Origin of the sequence: Nonomuraea sp. NPDC050404, from assembly GCF_040655495.1 — a bacterium.
Classification (GTDB): Bacteria; Actinomycetota; Actinomycetes; order Streptosporangiales; family Streptosporangiaceae; genus Nonomuraea.
This window is the reverse complement of sequence record NZ_JBFAKB010000024.1, coordinates 107,133-120,736: the sequence shown is the minus strand read 5'-3', so window position 1 is coordinate 120,736 and position 13,604 is coordinate 107,133. Positions and strand designations below refer to the sequence as shown.

Annotated in this window: 14 protein-coding genes; 6 read left to right on the top strand and 8 right to left on the bottom strand. The window is 70.0% G+C overall.

The features are described 5' to 3' along the window. Positions 1–2: 2 nt before the first annotated feature. The 6 genes from AB0I81_RS46930 to AB0I81_RS46905 all read right to left on the bottom strand — a co-directional run bounded on the left by AB0I81_RS46930 (position 3) and on the right by AB0I81_RS46905 (position 6,332). A complete protein-coding gene (locus tag AB0I81_RS46930; RefSeq protein WP_360672333.1) occupies positions 3–1,754 on the bottom strand; it encodes a prolyl oligopeptidase family serine peptidase in 1,752 nt (583 codons plus the stop codon). Positions 1,755–2,092: 338 nt separating this feature from the next. Beyond that, a complete protein-coding gene (locus tag AB0I81_RS46925) occupies positions 2,093–2,944 on the bottom strand; it encodes a glutamate ABC transporter substrate-binding protein (RefSeq protein ID WP_360672330.1) in 852 nt (283 codons plus the stop codon). Positions 2,945–3,062: 118 nt separating this feature from the next. Beyond that, positions 3,063–3,980, bottom strand: coding sequence for an amino acid ABC transporter permease (locus tag AB0I81_RS46920; RefSeq protein ID WP_360672327.1), 918 nt, complete (start codon positions 3,978–3,980; stop codon positions 3,063–3,065). Then, the gene (locus AB0I81_RS46915) at positions 3,977–4,645 is read right to left on the bottom strand and encodes an amino acid ABC transporter permease (RefSeq protein WP_360672325.1); all 669 of its coding nucleotides are present in this window, start codon (positions 4,643–4,645) and stop codon (positions 3,977–3,979) included. The genes AB0I81_RS46920 and AB0I81_RS46915 overlap by 4 nt, the downstream gene beginning before the upstream one ends. A 58-nt stretch (positions 4,646–4,703) precedes the next feature. Continuing rightward, positions 4,704–5,582, bottom strand: coding sequence for a glutamate ABC transporter substrate-binding protein (locus AB0I81_RS46910; protein WP_360672322.1), 879 nt, complete (start codon positions 5,580–5,582; stop codon positions 4,704–4,706). A gap of 21 nt (positions 5,583–5,603) precedes the next feature. After that, positions 5,604–6,332, bottom strand: a complete 729-nt coding sequence (locus tag AB0I81_RS46905; protein WP_360672508.1) for an amino acid ABC transporter ATP-binding protein — start codon at positions 6,330–6,332, stop codon at positions 5,604–5,606. A 164-nt stretch (positions 6,333–6,496) separates the two neighbouring features. On the opposite strand from AB0I81_RS46905, the gene miaB reads away from it, so the two are divergent. Beyond that, the gene (gene miaB / locus AB0I81_RS46900) at positions 6,497–7,996 is read left to right on the top strand and encodes a tRNA (N6-isopentenyl adenosine(37)-C2)-methylthiotransferase MiaB (protein ID WP_360672319.1); all 1,500 of its coding nucleotides are present in this window, start codon (positions 6,497–6,499) and stop codon (positions 7,994–7,996) included. A gap of 64 nt (positions 7,997–8,060) precedes the next feature. Here miaB and AB0I81_RS46895 read toward each other — a convergent pair whose 3' ends face one another. After that, a complete protein-coding gene (locus AB0I81_RS46895; RefSeq protein ID WP_360672316.1) occupies positions 8,061–8,507 on the bottom strand; it encodes a hypothetical protein in 447 nt (148 codons plus the stop codon). Positions 8,508–8,932: 425 nt separating this feature from the next. Between AB0I81_RS46895 and AB0I81_RS46890 the strand changes: the two genes are divergently transcribed. The 3 genes from AB0I81_RS46890 (at position 8,933) to AB0I81_RS46880 (ending at position 11,267) form a co-directional block, all read left to right on the top strand. Continuing rightward, positions 8,933–9,490, top strand: coding sequence for a hypothetical protein (locus AB0I81_RS46890; protein WP_360672313.1), 558 nt, complete (start codon positions 8,933–8,935; stop codon positions 9,488–9,490). A gap of 252 nt (positions 9,491–9,742) precedes the next feature. Further along, positions 9,743–10,483 carry an isocitrate lyase/phosphoenolpyruvate mutase family protein gene (locus AB0I81_RS46885; RefSeq protein ID WP_360672310.1) on the top strand — a complete coding sequence of 247 codons (741 nt, stop codon included), beginning with the start codon at positions 9,743–9,745 and terminating at the stop codon, positions 10,481–10,483. 91 nt (positions 10,484–10,574) lie between these two features. Continuing rightward, positions 10,575–11,267 (top strand): hypothetical protein, encoded by a 693-nt coding sequence (locus AB0I81_RS46880; RefSeq protein ID WP_360672307.1) that lies wholly within the window; start codon positions 10,575–10,577, stop codon positions 11,265–11,267. Here the strand turns inward: AB0I81_RS46880 and AB0I81_RS46875 are convergent. After that, positions 11,228–12,157 (bottom strand): ribonuclease Z, encoded by a 930-nt coding sequence (locus AB0I81_RS46875; protein WP_360672304.1) that lies wholly within the window; start codon positions 12,155–12,157, stop codon positions 11,228–11,230. The two genes, AB0I81_RS46880 and AB0I81_RS46875, sit on opposite strands and share 40 nt — an antisense overlap. On the opposite strand from AB0I81_RS46875, the gene AB0I81_RS46870 reads away from it, so the two are divergent. Both AB0I81_RS46870 and miaA read left to right on the top strand, forming a co-directional pair. Beyond that, positions 12,156–12,683, top strand: coding sequence for a methylated-DNA--[protein]-cysteine S-methyltransferase (locus tag AB0I81_RS46870; RefSeq protein ID WP_360672301.1), 528 nt, complete (start codon positions 12,156–12,158; stop codon positions 12,681–12,683). The genes AB0I81_RS46875 and AB0I81_RS46870 overlap by 2 nt on opposite strands. Before the next feature lie 12 nt (positions 12,684–12,695). Then, positions 12,696–13,601, top strand: a complete 906-nt coding sequence (gene miaA / locus AB0I81_RS46865; protein ID WP_360672299.1) for a tRNA (adenosine(37)-N6)-dimethylallyltransferase MiaA — start codon at positions 12,696–12,698, stop codon at positions 13,599–13,601. Positions 13,602–13,604: the final 3 nt, after the last annotated feature.

Below are 13,604 nucleotides of genomic sequence, written 5' to 3'. Positions count from 1 at the left end.
GGTTACGAGAAGATCTGCTGGTAGAAGGCCAGTTCGGCGGCCAGGGCCGCGGTTCGGGTCTCGGTGCGGCGGAAGCCGTGGGATTCGCCCTCGAAGGACAGGTACGTGCACGGCACGCCGCGTTCGGACAGCGCGTCGGCGAACGCCGAGGACTGCTCGGGGGGCACCACCGGGTCGTCGAGTCCCTGCAGGAGCAGCATGGGGCAGGTCACCCCGTCCACGAGGGCCAGGGGCTCGCGGGCGGCGTACACCTGGGGGTCCTCCGGCCCGACCAGCCACTCCACGTAGCGCGACTCGAAGTCGTGGGTGTGCGCGGCGAGCGGCGCCAGGGCGCTGACCCCGTAGTACGACACGCCGCCGGCGAACACGTCGGACCGGCAACATGCGGCCATCACCGTCCAGCCGCCCGCGCTGCCGCCGCGTACCGCGACCCTGGCGGGGTCGGCCAGGCCCTGCGCGGCCAGCCATCCGGCGGCGGCGATCGTGTCCCGGACGTCCACCACGCCCCACTGCCCCTTGAGCCGGTCACGGTAGGCCCTGCCGTAGCCGGTCGAGCCGCCGTAGTTGAGGTCGAGCACGCCGATGCCGCGCGAGGTCAGGAACGCCTTCTCCAGGTCGAGCGCGGTGTCGGCGTGGGCGGTCGGCCCTCCGTGCACGAAGATCACATAGGGTGGCGTGCCCTCGGCGGCCGGGGGGTGGGGCGGGTAGAGGAACGCGTGGACCCCTCCCATCAGCACGGGCCGGGGGACGGGCAGGTAGGTGGGGTCGGGGAGGGATGAGACGGCGGATTTGAGTGAATGGTGCCCGCTCGTCCCCGTGTCCACGGTGACGACCGAGCGGGGGACCGTGGCGGCGTACCCGATGCCGGTCACGGACGTGCCGTCGGCGGTCAGCGCCGCGTCCCAGCCGGTGTAGGGGCCCCGGAGGTCGGTCAGCGCGCCCGAGGCGGGGTCGAGGACGGCCAGCCGCAGGTCGCCGCGCCCGTGCAGGACCGCGAGGCGTCCGTCGGCGAGCATCGTGTACGGCATCCCGCCCGACCGCCACGGCGGAGCCATGAACTCCTCCTCGGCCGGGCACACCGCCCGCGCCCCTTCGCCGCGCAGGCCGACCTCGTAGAGGTTCCACCAGCCTGAGGAGTCCGAGACGAGGTAGAGCCGCGAGTCGTCCTTCCAGACCGGGGCCAGCACGGACTCCTCGGGGCCGCCCCGCACCGTCCACGACTCGCCACCGGTTCCCGAGAGGGTGGTGACGCGTAGTTCGGTGCCGTCCCAGGGCATGCGGGGGTGGTTCCAGCAGACGTAGGCCAGATGTCGCCCGTCGGGGGATAGGGCGGGTGAGGCGTAGAAGTCGTGGCCGGTGGCCCATTCGCGGGGCTCGCCGCCGTCCAGCGGGATCGAGACCACGGCCCTGGTGATCTTGCCGTCTTCGGAGTGGCGCTCGCGAACGCACCAGATCTGGCCGTCGTGGACCTGGAGGTCGGCGTAGCGGTCGTCGCCTTCGTCGGTGAGAGGTTTCGGTTCGCCGTTATGGCCCAGAAGGTACAGGCGTTGGTCTTTCAGGTTGGCGAAGACGACCTCGCCCGAGGGGGTCGGGGCGTACGGTCTGCCGCCGTACTCGTGCACCCGCGTCCGCGCGCACCAAGGGGCGGGCAGCAGGTCACGGTGGATACCGTCGGCGGTGCGGCACATGATCGTGGTACGCCCGCTCTCGCCGGGACGGTCCTCGGTCCACCACACCCGGCCGTCTCTGGCCATGGGCCAACTGGGGCGCACGCCGGAACCGGCTACGTCTTTGGTCGAAATGGGGGAGGGCCAGAAAGGCATACCCGCATCCTGCCGGAAGTTCGGCCGGAGTGCGGGCCGGTCTCCGCAGTTGAGGTGAGTTCGCACAGTTGAGGGCGGTGCCCGGCGGGTCCGTAGGGCTCCGGGCGTGTGTGCGGCGGGTCCTGCGCGGGTGCGGCGGCTCGTGCGGCCCAGCGCGGGAGGCCCCGCGGCGGCTCGTGCGGCCCAGTGCGGGAGGCCCCGCGGCGGCTCGTGCGGCCCAGTGCGGGAGGCCCCGCGGCGGGTTGTGCGGCCCAGCGCGGGAGGTCCGGTCAGGGGCAGCCTTCGGGGGGCGGCTGGGCGGAGGGGAGGTTGAGGTTCGTTCGGCCGAACCACTTGCGCAGCAGCCGCCCGGCCGTGCCGTCCCGCCACATCGCGGCGACCGCCCGGTTCACCGCCTCGCAGGTCTTGGTGTCGCCCTTCTTGAGCCCGACGCCCCACCTCTCCTCCGTGATCGGGTCGTTGAGCAGGCGGAACCGGCCGGGGTCCGCCTCGGAGTACCCGGCCAGCGCCAGGTTCTCGGTGCTGACCGCGTCGAGCCGGCCGTCGGCGAGCTTGCGTACGCAGTCGGAGTAGTTGGCGGCGGGCACCAGCTTGGCCGGCAGGTCCAGCTTGCCGTCGGGCGGCGGGTCCACGATGCGCCGGTAGGAGTTGGAGCCCTCGGCCAGGCAGAGCCGCTTGCCGCGCAGGTCGTCCACCTTGCGGATGCTCGTGTCGGTGGCGCGGACCATCGTGTCCTGGGGCACGGTCACGTACGGGCCGCCGAAGGTCACCTTGGGCTTGCGGGCCTTCGTGATGGAGTAGGAGGCGACGATCATGTCCACGGTGCCGTTCTGCAGCAGCGCCTCGCGGGTGGACGACGGCGACTCGCGCCAAGTGATCCTGACCTGCTTGTCGCCGGCGATGTGGCCGACGATGTACCGGGCCACGTCGACGTCGAAGCCCTGGGGTTCCGCGCCCAGCTTCAGTCCCAGGCTCGGCTGGTCCCACTTGGTGCCGACGATGACCGTACCGGTGCCCTTGATCTTGTCCGCGACGGTGGCGTAGGAGCCTCCGCCGCCGCATCCGGCCAAGGTCACCACCATGCCCACAACCATGGCCGCCCCCGCCTCACGCATGCTCATCCGACTAGGGGTAACCCGTGCGGGCGTGGCTCAGCGCGTCGCCGACCCACTCGTGGGACTTTCTTGGACAGCTATGGGGACACGGGCGGCGGGGAACAGCCCCCGCCGCCCGTGAAGGTCATTCCAGCGGTTTGGAAGGCCCGAGGCCGCCGCCCTCGGTGCCCTGCTTCGCGCCCACGCCGACCGCGGCCGAGCCGGGTGCCGCCACCGGGCGCGCCGCCGTCTTGCGGCTGCGCCTGCTGCGCCGCTCCAGCCGCGTGGCCAGGTAGCTGAGCGACATGTTGAGCGCCACGTAGATGATGCCGATGACGATCGCGGCCGGGATCAGCGAGCCACGGTGACCGGCCGGCAGGATCTTGAAGCCAGTGTTCAGCAGGTCCACGTAGGCGATGATGTAGCCGAGCGCCGTGTCCTTCAGCAACACGACGAGCTGACTGACGATCGCGGGCATCATCACCGTGATGGCCTGCGGCAGCAGCACCAGCCGCATCACCTGGTTCTTACGCATGCCCACCGCGTACGAGGCCTCCGACTGCCCCTTCGGCACGGCGTTCACGCCGGCCCTGACGACCTCTGCCAGCACGGAGCCGTTGTAGAGCGTCAGGCCGAGCACGACCGCGAAGAAGGCGTAGTCGCCGCCACCCATCAGCTGGGGCGCCAGGTAGAAGATGAAGAAGATCAGCAGCAGCAGCGGGATGGCCCTGAACACCTCGACCACCACGCCGGCCGGGACCCGGAGCCACTTGTGGTCGGAGAGCCTGGCCAGGCCGAAGATCGCGCCGAAGGCCACCGCGAGCAACGCGGAGACGGCGGCCGCCTGCAATGTGCCTAGCAGGCCGGGGATGATGGAGTACTGCCACGTGTCGGGCAGCAGGATCCACTCCCACACCTTGGGCTCGAACTGGCCCTTGGCGTCGAAACCACGGTAGACGCCGTACAGGGCGGCGAGGACCAGGATGGAGCTGACCGCCGTGAGCAGGTGGTTGCGCACCCGCCCGCGCGGGCCCGGCGCGTCGAACAGCACCGAGGTGCTCATCGGACCACCGCCAGCCGTCGTGACAACCAGCCGGTGAAGTACCCGATGGGCATGGTCAGGGCCATGAAGGCGACGACGATGCCGAGGAAGATCGGGATCGACGCGCCGGTGGTGTCAAAGGTGATCTTCATGACCGCCGCCGAGTCGGCGAGGAAGCCGCCCGCGGTGGCCACCGTGGTGTTCTTGATCATGGCGATGATCACGCTGCCCAGCGGCGCGATGACCGCGCGGAACGCCTGAGGCAGGACGATCAACCTCAGCGACTGCATGAACGTCAGCCCGATCGCCCTGGCCGCCTCGGCCTGGCCCATCGGCACCGTGTTCACACCGGCGCGCAGCGCCTCGCACACGAAGGCGGCGGTGTAGAACGACAGTCCCATCGCCACGATCCAGAACGAGTTGACGATCGGCGTGTCCGAGAACACCAGGCCGAGCTGGTCGCTCAGACCGAGCGCCGAGAACGCCAGCACCAGCGTGAGCGGGGTGTTGCGCACCACATTGACATAGACGGTCCCCGCAGCGCGCAGGACCGGCGTGGGTGAGACCCGCATCGCCACCAGGATCGTGCCGAGGATTATGGAGACGACAAAGCCCACGAGTGAGAGCTTGACGTTCTCCAGAAATCCCCCGGCGAGATCGGGGGCGTACTTGATTAGTTCGTCCATCGTGCTCCACCGCATATGACGGCGGCGGCCGGGTTCCCGGCCGCCGCCTCTGGCAGGATCAGGCGCAACCCTCGGCCGGCGGCGCGGCCTCGGACACCTTCAGGCCCTGGATGCCGCCGAACCACTTGTCCAGCAGCGTCTTCATGGTGCCGTTGTCCCACAGCGTCTTCACTGCCTTGTTGACGGCCTCGCAGGTCTTGGTGTCGCCCTTCTTCAGGCCGATGCCGTACTTCTCGTCCGTGAAGCCCTGGCCCAGCACCTTGAAGTCGCCGCCGGCCTGCTTGGCGAAGCCCGCCAGGATCAGGTCGTCGGTGGTGACGGCGTCGAGGTTGCTGCCGGACAGCTTCTGCACGCACTCGGAGTAGTTGCCGGCGTCGACGGTCGTGGCGTCGAGGTCGAGCTCGCCGTCCGGGGGCGGGTCGGTGATGCGCTTGTAGGAGTTGGAGCCCGCGGCCTTGCAGATCTTCTTGCCGACGAGGTCCTGCGGCTTGGTGATCGTGGCGTCGTCCTTGCGGACCATCACGTCCTGGTGGGCCACGACGTAGGGGCCGCCGAAGGTCACCTTCGCCTTGCGCTCCTCGGTGATCGAGTACGTGGCGAACACGATGTCGACCGTGCCGTTGGCGAGGAAGGGCTCACGGTTGGACGAGGCCGACTCCTTCCACTGGATCTGCACGTCCTTGCCGCCGGCCACTTCCTTGAGCACGGCCCTGGCCACGTCGACGTCGAAGCCCTCGGGCTCGGCGGCCAGCTTCAGGCCCAGGCTCGGCTGGTCCCACTTGGTGCCGACCACGATCGTGGCGCCACCCGCCACCTTGTCGGCCACGGTGGCGAACTCCCCGCCACCACTGCCGCCGGTGCCGCCGCCGCCGCAAGCGGCGAGACCCGCGACCAGGGCCGCTATCGAGAGCGCTGCTCCCGTACGACGCATCTGCATGTTTACCTGCCCTAATGCTTCTCAGTGCGTGAGGATCTTGGAAAGGAAGTCACGCGCACGGTCCGTCTGCGCGTTGGTGAAGAACTCGTCGGGGGTGTTCTCCTCGACGATCTGCCCGTCCGCCATGAACACGACCCGGTTGGCGGCCCGGCGGGCGAACCCCATCTCGTGCGTGACGACCACCATCGTCATGCCGTCACGCGCAAGCCCGATCATCACATCGAGCACTTCCTGCACCATCTCGGGGTCCAGTGCGGAGGTCGGCTCGTCGAACAGGATCATCTTCGGGTTCATCGCCAGCGCCCTGGCGATCGCGACGCGCTGCTGCTGGCCGCCGGAGAGCTGGGCGGGATACTTGTCCGCCTGCGCGGAGATCCCGACCCGTTCCAGCAGCTCCATCGCCCGCTTGTCGGCCTGGTCGCGGGCGACGCCGCGCACCTTGATCGGGCCGAGGGTGACGTTTTCCCGGATGGTCTTGTGCGCGAACAGATTGAACGACTGAAAGACCATTCCGACGTCGGAACGCAGCTTGGCCAGCGCCTTGCCCTCCTCGGGCAGTACCTGGCCATCAAATATGATCTTGCCGTCGTTGATCGTCTCGAGCCGGTTGATCGTGCGGCAGAGAGTGGACTTCCCGCCGCCCGAAGGGCCGATGACGACCAGAACCTCGCCACGAGAGACGGTCAAGTTGATGTTCTTCAGGACATGCAACGTCCCGAAGTGCTTGTTGACGTTCTCCATCTGGACCAGTGGAGTGGCGTCGCCGTTCTCCGTCATGGAGTAAAACGTAGAGGGACTTGGAGCGCTACGCACTAACCGAGCGGTACCGATCCGATCACATCACGCCATCAAGCTGGCCTTTTAGATCGGTTAGGGCCGTCGCAAGCCGCACAACGACTACCCTTGAACATGCCATGACTGTGACTCAGGAGGGCGCCCGCACATACGAAGTGCGCACATACGGGTGCCAGATGAACGTCCACGACTCCGAGCGGCTGTCAGGCCTGCTGGAGGACGCCGGCTACGTGGCCGCTCCCGACGGGGAGGCGGCCGACGTGGTCGTGTTCAACACGTGCGCCGTGCGGGAGAACGCCGACAACCGCCTCTACGGCAACCTCGGCCACCTCAGACCGGCCAAGACCCGCAATCCGCGAATGCAGATCGCCGTCGGTGGCTGCCTGGCGCAGAAGGACCAGGGCGAGATCGTCCGCAAGGCGCCGTGGGTCGACGTCGTGTTCGGCACGCACAACATCGGCTCGCTGCCGGTGCTGCTGGAGCGGGCCCGCATCGAGGGCGAGGCGCAGGTCGAGCTGAAGGAGTCGCTGGAGGTCTTCCCCTCCACGCTGCCCACCAAGCGCGAGTCGGCCTACGCCGCCTGGGTGTCGGTCTCCGTCGGCTGCAACAACACCTGCACCTTCTGCATCGTGCCGTCGCTGCGCGGCAAGGAGAAGGACCGCCGCCCCGGCGAGGTGCTCAATGAGGTGCGCACGCTGGTGGACCAGGGCGTGCTGGAGGTCACGCTGCTGGGGCAGAACGTCAACACCTACGGGGTGGAGTTCGGCGACCGGCTGGCCTTCGGCAAGCTGCTGCGCGCGTGCGGCGAGGTCGAGGGCCTGGAGCGGGTCCGCTTCACCTCACCGCATCCGGCCGCCTTCACCGACGACGTCATCGCCGCCATGGCCGAGACGCCCAACGTCATGCACCAACTCCACATGCCGCTGCAGTCGGGCTCGGACCGGGTGCTCAAGGCGATGCGGCGCTCCTACCGGGCCGAGCGTTACCTCGGCATCATCGAACGGGTCCGCGCCGCCATGCCGGACGCGGCCATCTCGACCGACATCATCGTCGGCTTCCCCGGCGAGACGGAGGAGGACTTCCAGGGCACGCTGGAGGTCGTCAGGCAGAGCCGCTTCGCCAACGCCTTCACCTTCCAGTACTCCATCCGGCCCGGCACCCCCGCGGCCACCATGGAGGACCAGGTGCCCAAGGAGGTCGTGCAGGAGCGTTACGAGCGGCTGGTCGCCCTGCAGGAGGAGATCTCCTGGACGGAGAACAAGAAGCAGGTCGGGCGGACGCTCGAAGTGCTGGTGGCCGAGGGTGAGGGCCGCAAGGACGAGGCCACGCACCGGCTGTCCGGGCGCGCCCCCGACAACCGCCTCGTGCACTTCGCGGTGGGTTCCGCCGAGACGCCCAGGCCGGGCGACATGGTCACGGTCGAGGTGACGTACGCGGCGCCGCACCATTTGGTGGCGGACGGGGCCGTGCTGGGGGTACGGCGCACCCGGGCGGGAGACGCCTGGGAGGCTCGCCAGGGCGGCAAGGGCAGCGGCGGCACCGGCGTCCTGCTGGGCATGCCCGCCATCGGCCGGCCGGCACCGCTGCCGGTGGCCACGGGTGGTTGCTCGGCGCACTGACGCTGAGGTTTTCCGAGGGGCGGCACCGGTCATCCGGGGCCGCCCCTCTGCGTTGCGCACCGGTTCAGCGGGTGAGGCGGTTGAGCACGGCGTTGCAGGGCCCGCTGCGGAAGTCCTTGAAGGTGGCGCAGGGGTTGTTCGGCAGGCTGCGGGCCTGCTGAGGCGGTGGCGGCGGTGGTGGGTCGGCGTTCCGGTCGCGTTCCACTGAGGGATTCCGCGGCTGCGGCCGTTCCACCGCGGAATGTTGCGGTTGCGGCCGTTCCGGCGTGGGGTGCTCTCGCGGCGGGGCCTGCGGCGGTTGTTGTGGTGCCGGTGAGCCGTGTGGGCCGGCAGGGGCCGGGTGGTCCTGGAGCGGGGGGAGAGGGCGTACCGGAAAGCCGTCGTGGCCGGGCGGCGGGGACTTCTCGCGGGCCGCGGGGAGGAGCGGCGTGGCCAGCGGGTTCGCGGCCACTGACGGTACGGCGGAGATGGCCTCCCACGGCGGCACGGCCTCGACCCAGGGTGGCGACAACGGGCCGAGTATGACGTCGGCCGGCTGGGACGCCTGCTTTTGGATCGGTCCATCGGAAGGTGTCGGCGAAGGCTCGACTGTTGCTGTTTGTGTCAAGTTCGACGCCGAGAGTGTTGGTTTCGGAGAATTCGATCTTGAGGTAAGTGGAGTTTCCCGATCATTTTGCGGATGACTTTGTGGTGAAGGGTCAGGTGAGTTGGTGAATGCCAGGAATATTCCCGCCCCGGCAGTGGCGAGCACCACGACGACTCCGATCAGAGGTCCGAGGGGGATGCGGCTACCTGGGGAAATGGATCTAAGCCGGGACAAGTCGTGATTCCTTTGTGATTGGTGTGCGAGCATTCAGCTGTTGCGGCTAGTGTGGTCCATCACCCGCGGAAGCCGGCGAGCTTTCCCCGATACGACCGCAGGGAGCTGTAATCACCATGCAAGATCCGACGGAGCCGGATCGTCAGGAGATCCTGGTCGGGCCCGGAGACAATAGGCCTTCGCGAAAGAACTCGAAGAAGAACAACAACAAGACGCTCATCATCGCCGCGTCGGCGCTCGTCGCCGTGATCGCGGCGGGCGGCGCCGGATACATGCTGGCCGGGAACCAGGGTGAGGCGGCCCGGCAGGGCGGCGGGCCCGTACCCGCGCAGAGCACCGGCGGCGGCCAGGAGCAGGCGGGCGACGAGGATCTCGGGGGCGAGGACGCCACCACGGGTGATGTCACCGCCGAGTCGCCCGGGGACGACCTGTCCACCGATGCCCCCGACGACGGCAGCATGGGCGACGTCGCCGACCCCGGCCCTGGTGACGCCGCCGATACGGGCAGGGACCCTTCCGGCGGCACCACCCAGACCGGCAACGGCAAGAAGCCGGCGACGACGCGCCCCTCCTCGCCGCAGTCCTCGGGGAGCGACACCCCCGCCGACACCGACAACCCGGCCGACGGCCCGGCGGGCACGGTCAGCGGCCAGTGCGCGAAGGGCGGCTGCTGAAAGACCGCACGGCGGCTGAGGTCTGAGCTTCCGCGGCGCTTCCGCGGCGTTTCCATGGCGCGAAGGCGGGCTTCCGTGCGCTTCAGTGGCGCGAAGGCGGGCTTTCCGTGCGCTTTGGTGGCGTGAAAGCGGCTTCCGTGCGCTTCTGTGGCGTGCAGGCGGGCTTCTGTGGCGTGAGGGCAGGAAGTGGCTTGCCGTTTATGAACGGGACTGGACCTCGTCGGGGGCCACCCCGCTTCGTACAGTCGCGGCATGACGACTCACGACGCCTCCGAACTGCGTGCCCTGCACGTCCCCGGAAGTCCGCTGGTCCTGCCCAACGTCTGGGACGCCGCCTCCGCCCGTGCCGTACACGAGGCCGGGTTTCCCGCCGTCGCCACCAGCAGCGCCGCCGTCGCCCGCGTGCTCGGCTACGACGACGGTGAGCAGACCCCGGTCGGCGAGATGATGGCGGCCATCGCCCGCATCGCCAGGGTGGTGGACGTGCCCGTGACCGCCGACGTCGAGCGCGGGTACCGGCTCAAGCCCGCCGAACTGGCCGCACGCCTGGCCGAGGCGGGAGCCGTGGGCTGCAACCTGGAGGACTCCCTGGCGGGCGGCGGCGAGATGGTGGACCCGGGCGAGCAGGCGGAGTTCCTGGCCGAGGTGCGGGCCGCCGCGGGTGACGCGCTCGTGATCAACGCCAGGATCGACATCTACCTGGGCGGCCCGGCGTCCAGACAGGAGGCCGTGGCGCGCGGGCGGCGCTACCTGGAGGCGGGGGCCGACTGCGTGTACCCCATCGGGTTGGGCGACGAGGACGAGATCCGGGCGCTGGTCGGTGAGGTGGGCGGGCCGGTCAACATCTACTTCAGGCCGGGGATGCACGATCTGGCCCGGCTGGCGGAGATCGGCGTGGCCAGGGTGAGCTTCGGCAGCGGCCCGCACGAGGCGACTTACGCCTACGCCCAGAGCCTGTTCGAGAAGGTACGCCAGGGCCACGACCCGTTCTGAGCGCACAGAACCGCCGGAGTCCGAGCGATTCCGGCTGGTCGGGCGGGGCCCGGGATCCGGGTTGGGCGTCTGGCCACGTACGCTTGCGCCCGTGCTTGTCGCCGCGGCCGTCTGCCCGCCAACCCCGCTGGTCGTGCTGGCCATGCCCGACCTCCGCTCCGCCTGCCACACCGCGATCGCGGCGCTGCGCGACGCCCGTCCCGACGTGCTGATCGCCGTCGGCGGCGCGGAGAGCACGCGGACGTACGACGGCGGCGCGGCGGGCAGCCTGCGCCCATGGGGCGTGGACCGCACGATCGGCGGCGGCGAGCCGGTGCTCCCGCTGTCCCTGACCGTCGCCCGCCTGCTCATGAGCGGCGATCACGCTCCCGACCCCCACCTGATCGCGGGCGGCGATCACGCTCCCGACGCCTGCCGGTCGGTGGCCTTCGACGCGAGCGCGGAGGAGTGCCGGGCACTGGGGGAGAAGCTGGGGAAGAGCGGCGAACGGGTGGCGCTGCTGGTCATGGTTGATGGCTCGGCCTGCCTCGGCTCGGGGGCGCCCGGCAGGCATGACGAGGAGGCCGGGCCGTACAACGAGGCGATCGGGGAGGCGCTGGCGGCCGGTGACCCCGGCGTCCTGGCGGCGCTGGACCCGGCGCGGGCCGACCGGCTGTGGGTGGGCGGCAGGGCCGCGCTGCAGGTGCTGGCGGGTGCGGCGGGGGCGGGCAGGTACGACGGGCGGCTGCTGATGTCCTGCGCGCCCTACGGGGTGGGGTACTTCGCCGGGCTGTGGACGACCTGACGCCTGGGCACCGGGATCTTCATCAGGTCGCGGGCCAGGACCACCTCGCCGTCGAAGCTGCGGCGTACCTCCTTGGTGAAGGAGGGCTCGTCGTCGAAGCCGTACCGCTCGGAGAAGTGCGTGAGCACCAGCCTGCGCACGCCCGCGTCCGCCGCCACCAGCCCCGCCTCGAACGCGGTCAGATGCCCGTACTCCTTGGCCAGCGCCTGCTCCGAGGACAGGAACGTGGTCTCGATCACCAGCAGGTCCACCCCCGAGGCCAGCTCGAACACGGCGTCGCAGAGCCGGGTGTCCATGATGAACGCCACGCTCTGCCCGGGTTTCGGGACGCTGCACTCGTCGAGGGTGACGCCGCGCACGGACCCGGTGCGCTGCAACTGGCTGATCTGCGGGCCGCGGATGCCGTGGGCGGCCAGCTTCTCCGGGAGCATGCGGCGGCCGGTCGGCTCCTGCACGCGGTAGCCGTAGGATTCGACGGGGTGGGACAGGCGGCGCGCGGTGAGCGGGCCGAGGCCGGCCAGGCCGCCGGAGACGGGATGCTCGGAGATGACCGTGGTGTCGGCGAAGGCGGCGGCGTGGCGGAGCCTGCGCCAGTACGCCTCGCCGGAGCCGGGGAAGACCGCGCGCACCGGATGCCTGACCCGGTCGCGGGCGATGCGCTGGACGATGCCCGGCACGCCCAGGCAGTGGTCGCCGTGGAAGTGGGTCACGCAGAGCCAGTGCACGTCGTTGGCGCTCAGCCCGGCGTGGACCATCTGCCGCTGGGTGCCCTCGCCCGGGTCGAAGAGGAAGCCTTGACCGTCCCAGCGCAGAAAGTAGCCGTTGTGGTTACGGTGTCGGGTGGGCACCGCACTGGAGGTGCCCAGCACCACGAGCTCACGTGAGGACATGATGCCTGCCCAAGAGGAGAGGGTGACCTTCGCCGAGGTGCCGACGCCGGTGGGCACGTTCGTGCTGGCCCTCAGCGAGACCGGGCTCGTCGCGTCGGGCTGGGGGACCCGCGCCGAGCTGGCCGGGCGCCTCGACCTGGCTGAAGTTCATGATGCGGATCGTACGGCCTTCGCCGTCGCCGAACTGAACGCTTATTTCCGCGGCGAGCTGAAGACGTTCGAGACGCCGATCGACTGGCGGCTGATGGCCGGTTCGCGGCTGCGGGTGCTGCGGGCCCTGCACCGGGTCCCGTACGGCACCGCCGTCACCTACGGCGAACTGGCCACGCTGAGCGGCTCCAGCGTGCCCGCGCGCGGCATCGGCTCGATCATGGGCTCCAACCCGATCCCGATCTTCGTGCCGTGCCATCGCGTCATCGCGGCGGGCAAGGGGCTGGGCGGGTTCAGCGGCGGCGAGGGCGTGGAGACCAAACGGTGGTTGCTCACCCATGAGGGATACTTGCCGCCGACACTGCTCGATCTCTAGCAAACTTGTCGTGTGCGCCAGCAGCCAGTCATCGCCGTCGTGGGCCCCACGGCCGCAGGAAAGTCAGATCTCGCCGTGGACCTCGCCCTCCGGCTGGGGGGCGAGTGCGTCAACGCCGACTCCATGCAGCTCTACCGCGGCATGGACATCGGCACGGCCAAGCTCACGGCGCAGGAGCAGCGCGGCGTGCCGCACCACCTGCTCGACGTCTGGGACGTGACCGTCACCGCCAGCGTGGCCGAGTACCAGAAGCTGGCCAGGACGGTCATCGACGCGGTCGAGGTGCCGGTGCTGGTCGGCGGCAGCGGCCTGTACGTGCGGGCGGCCATCGACGAGTTGGAGTTCCCCGGCACCGAGCCGCAGATCAGGGCCAGGCTCGAAGCCGAGCTGGCCGAGACGGGTCCGTTCCCCCTCTACGAGCGCCTGCGCGAGCAGGACCCCGCTGCGGCGGCGGCCATCCTGCCGAGCAACGGCCGCCGTATCGTGCGCGCGCTGGAGGTGATCGAGCTGTCCGGGCGCCCGTTCTCGGCCACGATGCCGTCCTACGACGCGGTCTACCCGAGCGTGCAGATCGGGCTGGAGGTGCCGAGACCGGAGCTGGACGCGCGGATCGAGCTGCGGGTCGAGCGCATGTGGCGGGCGGGCCTGGTGGACGAGGTACGCGCGCTGCTCGGTCAGGGGCTGGCCGAAGGGCGTACGGCCGGGCGGGCGCTCGGCTACGCGCAGGTCGTCCGCTTCCTGGAAGGGGAGTGGAGCGAGGAGCGGGCGATGGCCGAGACGGTCAGGCTGACCAGGCGTTTCGCCCGCCGCCAGGAGTCGTGGTTCCGTCGCGATCCGCGGGTCTGCTGGTTGCCCTACGACGCCCCGGACCTGCTTGAGCGGTCCCTCGCGCGAGTCGCCGGACACCCGTACGAATAAACT